Genomic DNA, 6,040 nt, shown 5'->3' with positions numbered 1-6,040 from the left:
CTCCTCAACGAAAAAGGTACTCCAGCAGAGGGATGATACAATATTCCTGATTTGATACATAAAATATAATGGCAGTCCTTCCGGGCTGCCATTATATTTATATATTCAATTCTTATTGAATTTGAGCTCCTGAAAATCCGCATAGCCGGTCGTTTTGTTTGAGATGATAAACATTCCGAGCTTAATAACAGTATCACTGTTCTCTTTATTTTCGTCCCAGTGATCCAGCACCTCAGCAAGATTGAAGCTGTTTTCGAGGTGGCAGGTCTTGTTAAGTTCAAGAGGATTATCCTTGCGGTAGAGGTTTATGGAATCTTCTGTGGAACCGATATCCGTCATCATATAATATTCAGTGCCGTTAAGAGTGACAAGCTCTGTACTGCTTTCAGTTTCAAGCATTTTATCATAGTCACCGAAGAGACCTTTTTCAGCCCAGCCTTCATAAACATTGAAGTACAGAGTTTTCTGACCTCTGTATATAAGTCCGCGTACAAGCACATCTATATTTCCGCTTGAAATGATATCGGCAGAATAGCTTACATCAAACTCACCGCAGCTTTTTCTTTCATTGGTATCTGCGAAATCAATATAGCTTTCGCAGTAGTAATGATCAATATCGTTCCATTCTGCTATGAGTGAACCGTCTTTTCGTACTATCGTTCTGGCACTGTCATTGTTGTATTTATTGTTGTCGAACTCTAAGCAGCGCTGACCTGTTCTGTCAAAATCATAGTTACTGCCCAGATATAATACAGCTCCGTCTTCGGAAAGAGGGATATCGTCGGAAATATGCAGCACATATTTTGTGAGCAGTACAAGGTCGCTCAGGTTGCTCATGAAATCGCCGTTAACATCGCCGCCGGTCTCGATTATTCCTCTGCCAAGGGAGCTTATGACAGCCTTCCGGCATACAGCGACATCGAGACTGTCTATAACTCCGTCACAGTTGAGGTCGCCGCGCGTATCAGCGTTAAAGAGCTGCCTGCCGCTATTATTTTCATTGCCATCTGCTATATAAAAATCGTCTATGCAGTAATCCACAGGCATGGCAGGAGTGAAAACTATCCTGTACTTATGGAAAACGTTATGCTTGAAATAAAACTGGATATTAGTGATATCTGTCCATTGTCCTGATCTGCAGGTTCTTGTTCCGAGTTCGGAAATAATAACGTATGTATTATCAGAATCACTGTATTCAACGAGCGAAACAGAGAACTGAACGTCTTTGCCGGCGTTATGGTATATCCTTGCCCCGGTCTCAAAGTATTGCTGTATATTATCAGTAAGTTTGGGAAGATCATAAGGATCAAGCTCATAGAAAAACGATCGGGTTCCATATTTATCCGAATCTGAAATACTCATTGAACGCTTTCCGCTGAAGCAATGCTCATCCGTTATTTCGCAAGAAGCATCTTCGCCTTTAATTCCGATCTTGGCGTTATCGTTTTCAAAATCCACATTTATGATCCTTCCGTCAGTACCGACCGGCAGAGGGTCATGCTCTGTGTATGGCTTTACCGGCATCGGAGGACCGAAAAGCTGCTCCTCTGATACCTCATATCTTGTGTTCAGCGAATTCAGGTTTGCATAGCCGTTGCTTCTGTAGGCTTCAAGAGAAAAGTCTATGCAGTTAAGGTAACCGAGCTCCAACCCTGCCTCTGCCCATGCACGAAAATGAGCCGCAACATCGACTGTGCCTTTGATATTGGTCTCTTTGCCGAGCTCGAAGGGCTCTTTCCGCGGAACGCTCCAGTAAGAGTTAGGAAAGCTGGGCTGCGGATTTTCATAAATGTACCTGTATATATCATAAGTCGTGCCGTCAATATCCACTGTTGCGACAGGATCACTGTTATTGAATCCGGTAGGTTGCCATGAATCCCAGGCTTCTACAATATTGAACTGTATTTTCGGATATGTGAACCAGCCCGTTATACTTATGTAATCATTTTCATTGCCGAGGATATCAATGTCGTAATCCACCTCATATTCACTGACCTGATATGCGCTTATTTTGTTTTCTTCAAAAGTGATACCTTTGCTCACCGCAAAATCTTCAATACTGTTCCAGCTTGCTGTAAAGCCGTTGTTCTCTGTGTTTTCAAATGCGATACTGCCAATCTCGCTCTTGTTCCATACCGAGTATGTATAACCGTCGGCAGTACCGTTGTCAATGTAATCTATTGCGGCATTGGCTTTTAAGGCGCTATGTGAGTCACAGTTGAAGCTTACAGCTCCGGCAAGGCAGAAAGCAGCTGTGAATGCGGAAAACAACTTTTTTAATGAGTTTTTCATACAGATCCCTCCCTTAAGATCATATTATTTGTCTTTATTATACAAAATAAAACGGGGAATTTCAAGCCATTTATTGCTGACTGAAAACTGGCTTTGACTCAAGCGTTATAAACTCCGAGATATATCATGCACTATGCTGATAAGAAATGTAAGATCAGCATTTTATCCACCAAAACCGCAAAAAACGAGTTGAACTATTTGTTCTTATGTTATATGATAGATATATAATCGTTTTTTGTTACAAGGACAAGCTTTGACATTAAAGGAGGAATCTATCATGAACAGGAAAAAAACGATCAGAAACGTTCTTGCAGGTATATTCGTAGGGACCGTCGCATTTTCTGCGGCTTTTACAATGCCTGAAGGCACATTCACACAGAAGCTCGGCGCTGATGCTGCAGTTTCCGATACAAATGGATACTTTCAAAATGAAACAGGGGAGAGTATCACTGACAATGTAACAACTCAGACAATAACCGGTGACTTCGATTCAGACGGCGTTATTACCTCGTTTGACCTTATCGGAGCAAGAAGATCTTTGATAAACTTTTTGGCAGGTTTTACGACTGGCATACGTATGGATATAGCAGATATCGATGGAGACGGCAACTTTGCGGTCAATGATCTTGTAATGCTTGCTAAGTTCGTTCTCGCAGAGATGAAGGAGTTCCCGAAGCGGACAACAACAACGACTGTTTCTACGACCACAACTTCTGAGACTACAACTACTACAACAACCGTAGACTACATGGCGAGTATCCGCGATAAGATCACGGTACAGGTGCCCTCATCCGCGTTGTCCAAGTCAGAAGGTAAGACTGAGCACATCACATACTTTTCAAAGAAGGCAAACCGCGAAAAGGGGGCGAATGTTTGGCTTCCACCCGGATATGATCAGAACCAAAAATATCCTGTGTTCTATGTGAATCACGGTTACGGTGGCGATGAGTTTACGATGATGAACGGTATGGGAGTTCTGGAAATCGCTACAAACCTCATCATGAGTGGTGAAGCAGAGCCTATGATCATCGTATTTACAAATCAGTATACCGACCCGAACCACGCAACACAGACTGGCAACGGTCAGGCAGATGTTCCGGGCTACGATAACTTCGTTGAGGACCTGCCCGACAGTCTCATGCCTTATATCGAATCCCACTATCCCGTCAAAACTGGCCGTGAGAATACCGCTGTTGCCGGATTCTCAATGGGAGGAAGAGAATCCCTCTACATTGGCATCAAATGCTGCGATAAGGTTGGATATATAGGCGGCGGAGCCCCTGCACCGGGTATCTTCCCGACAAGGGATCAGTTCATGGAGCATCCCGGCGTAATGAGTAAAGACGATATGCGTATAGATCCTCCATACTCTCCTTATCTGCTCATGATAGCAGGCGGAACCAACGACAACATGGTAAACGACTTCCCGAAGCAGTACAGCGACCTGTTCACTCAGCACGGCACGGAGAATATTTACATTTCCGTACCCGGCGGCGGACATGACAGCAATACGGTAATACCGCTGATGTATAACTTTATCAGGTTTATATTCAAGGCAGTATAAGAGCTTTTAAAGCTGAATAAAAGCGCGAAAACAGGAGTATGACCCTCTTTGCGGTCATACTCCTGTATGCGTTTATGTCAGGGCTGCGGCGACAGAAAAAATTGCCGGACTGCCGTAAAAGAGGTACTCGGTTTTTATCGCAAAAAATGCCTTGACATTTGCGGCGATATGTGATAAAATTAAATCGTTTACAAAATGCAGATTCTGTTATAGGGACTATTCAGACACAACAGCACCGTTATAAACTGATATTGCAGTTGTAAATGAAAAATGATTAGGAGATGTTTTAATGGAAAACAAGGTATTGAAGAGAGCAATAGCGTCGGTTATGGCATTTGCTATTTCAGGAGGAGCCGCCGTTGCAAACAGCGCTTATTTATTTGGAAGCACAAGAGTTGTCACAGCGGAAGAGAACATAATTGATGAGTATGATCATGAAAATGATCCTGATCATCTCGACAGTTTTGACCCTGCAAGTTTCAGCGAAAAAACAGGAGTTCTTCTGCTTAATGGAAAAGTCAACAAAAATGATGTAAAGCAGTATAATAAAAATGAAAATGTGAAAAAAGTGTCTTGTGCAAAGGGAACTGTTTTTCCAGAAGATTGCTCAACTATGTTTGAACAATATTATGCTAAGGAATTTGACTTTACAAATGCTGATTTGTCAAATGTTGATAATATGTCTAATATGTTTTATCTTTTAAATTCGGGTGATGCAAAGATCATCAATCTTAAAGCTTCCAAAGCTACAAAAATGAACTTTATGTTCTGCAACAGTCCAACTCTGAAATCTCTTGAACTGAGCGGCTGGGACACATCAAATGTAAAATCTATGAACGGAGCGTTTATGGATTGTACTAATTTAGAATCCCTTGATTTAGGCGGTTTGAATACATCAAACGTTGAAGATATGGGAAATATGTTTGAAGATTGTTACAAGTTACCCTCAATTGATGTAAGCAGCTTTGACACGTCAAAGGTTAAATATATGTACAATATGTTCATATACTGCCAAAGCCTTAAAACAATAGATGTAAGTAATTTTGATACATCAAATGTTGAAGCAATGCAATCTATGTTTTCACACTGTACCAGTCTTGAATCAATTGATGTAAGCAACCTTGATACGTCTAAAGCACGGGAAACATATGATTATACTTCGAGTATGTTCCTTGACTGCCCGGCTCTTATTCCAAATATAGCTTTTAATTTCGGTGCAAATATAACACTTGATGGAAGTCTTGGAGTAAACTTCTATGTAAATCAGCCTGAATATTATTCTAAATATTATTCTGGCGATTTAGGTCAGCTCTCAAAAAATCTTGAAAAGATTGTTTTGAGCGGACCAAACGGAGATATTGTTATCACTGATTTTGAAAAGTATGATACAAATACTCAAACAATGAAATTAACATATCCTGTTAATGCAACACAGGCAAATGAGAAAATAACACTGAAAGCTTATGATAAAGATGGCAATCGTCTCGTTGTATGCAATCAAGGATATGAACTTTGCAGCCATTCTCAGCTTGAATGCTCCGTGCAGAGTTATATTGACGAGCTAAAGAAAACCACAAATATAGCAGACGCAAAGCTTAAGATACTTGTAGGCTATTTGGAGAATTACTGTAAAGCGGCTGATAATTACTTCAATGGCACCAAAAATGATGTCATAGAATACTTAGATATATATAAACCTATGTTTAACATGTTTGCCACGAAATTACCCGATGATGTAAAGATTTCTCTCGTGCTCAATTCCGAAACAGCCTTAAGAATATATACCGATAGCATTGATGTGTTTATCGATGGCGTAAAAGCTGAGGCTAAGTCAAAGAACGACATGCAATATTATGAGATACCAAACATCGCGGCACACCGTCTCAGCACTTCTCACGAGATCACTATTGACGGCAAAAAATATAATTGTAGCGCTTTGTCCTATGGATACCGCGTAGTAGATAATAATACAGACAGCAAGCTCAAAGACGTTGCATGGGCTCTTTATAGCTATTCACTTGCAGCAGATGCTTATGTTGCTTGATGAAGAGCAGTGACAGATCCGTAAATGCAGCTTATTCTTTCTGCGGGACCATTTAGAGCAGGACGTTATATCATCTTTTTGATTCCAACTATTATCTAAACAATAATCACAGTGGCAGTTACGTTGAGAACTGCCACTTT

Annotated in this window: 3 protein-coding genes; 2 read left to right on the top strand and 1 reads right to left on the bottom strand. The window is 41.0% G+C overall.

The features are described 5' to 3' along the window. Positions 1–105: 105 nt before the first annotated feature. Positions 106–2,292 (bottom strand): glycoside hydrolase family 11 protein, encoded by a 2,187-nt coding sequence (locus J6U00_RS01685; protein ID WP_296577986.1) that lies wholly within the window; start codon positions 2,290–2,292, stop codon positions 106–108. Positions 2,293–2,569: 277 nt separating this feature from the next. On the opposite strand from J6U00_RS01685, the gene J6U00_RS01680 reads away from it, so the two are divergent. Both J6U00_RS01680 and J6U00_RS01675 read left to right on the top strand, forming a co-directional pair. Continuing rightward, positions 2,570–3,856 carry an alpha/beta hydrolase-fold protein gene (locus tag J6U00_RS01680; RefSeq protein WP_296577983.1) on the top strand — a complete coding sequence of 429 codons (1,287 nt, stop codon included), beginning with the start codon at positions 2,570–2,572 and terminating at the stop codon, positions 3,854–3,856. 289 nt (positions 3,857–4,145) lie between these two features. Continuing rightward, a complete protein-coding gene (locus tag J6U00_RS01675) occupies positions 4,146–5,900 on the top strand; it encodes a BspA family leucine-rich repeat surface protein (RefSeq protein ID WP_296577980.1) in 1,755 nt (584 codons plus the stop codon). The last annotated feature ends 140 nt before the right edge of the window (positions 5,901–6,040 follow it).

This window comes from Ruminococcus sp. (assembly GCF_017650195.1).
Taxonomy (GTDB): domain Bacteria; phylum Bacillota; class Clostridia; order Oscillospirales; family Ruminococcaceae; genus Ruminococcus.
Note: the sequence above shows the minus strand (reverse complement) of the source record. Positions and strands in the feature narration are given on the sequence as shown.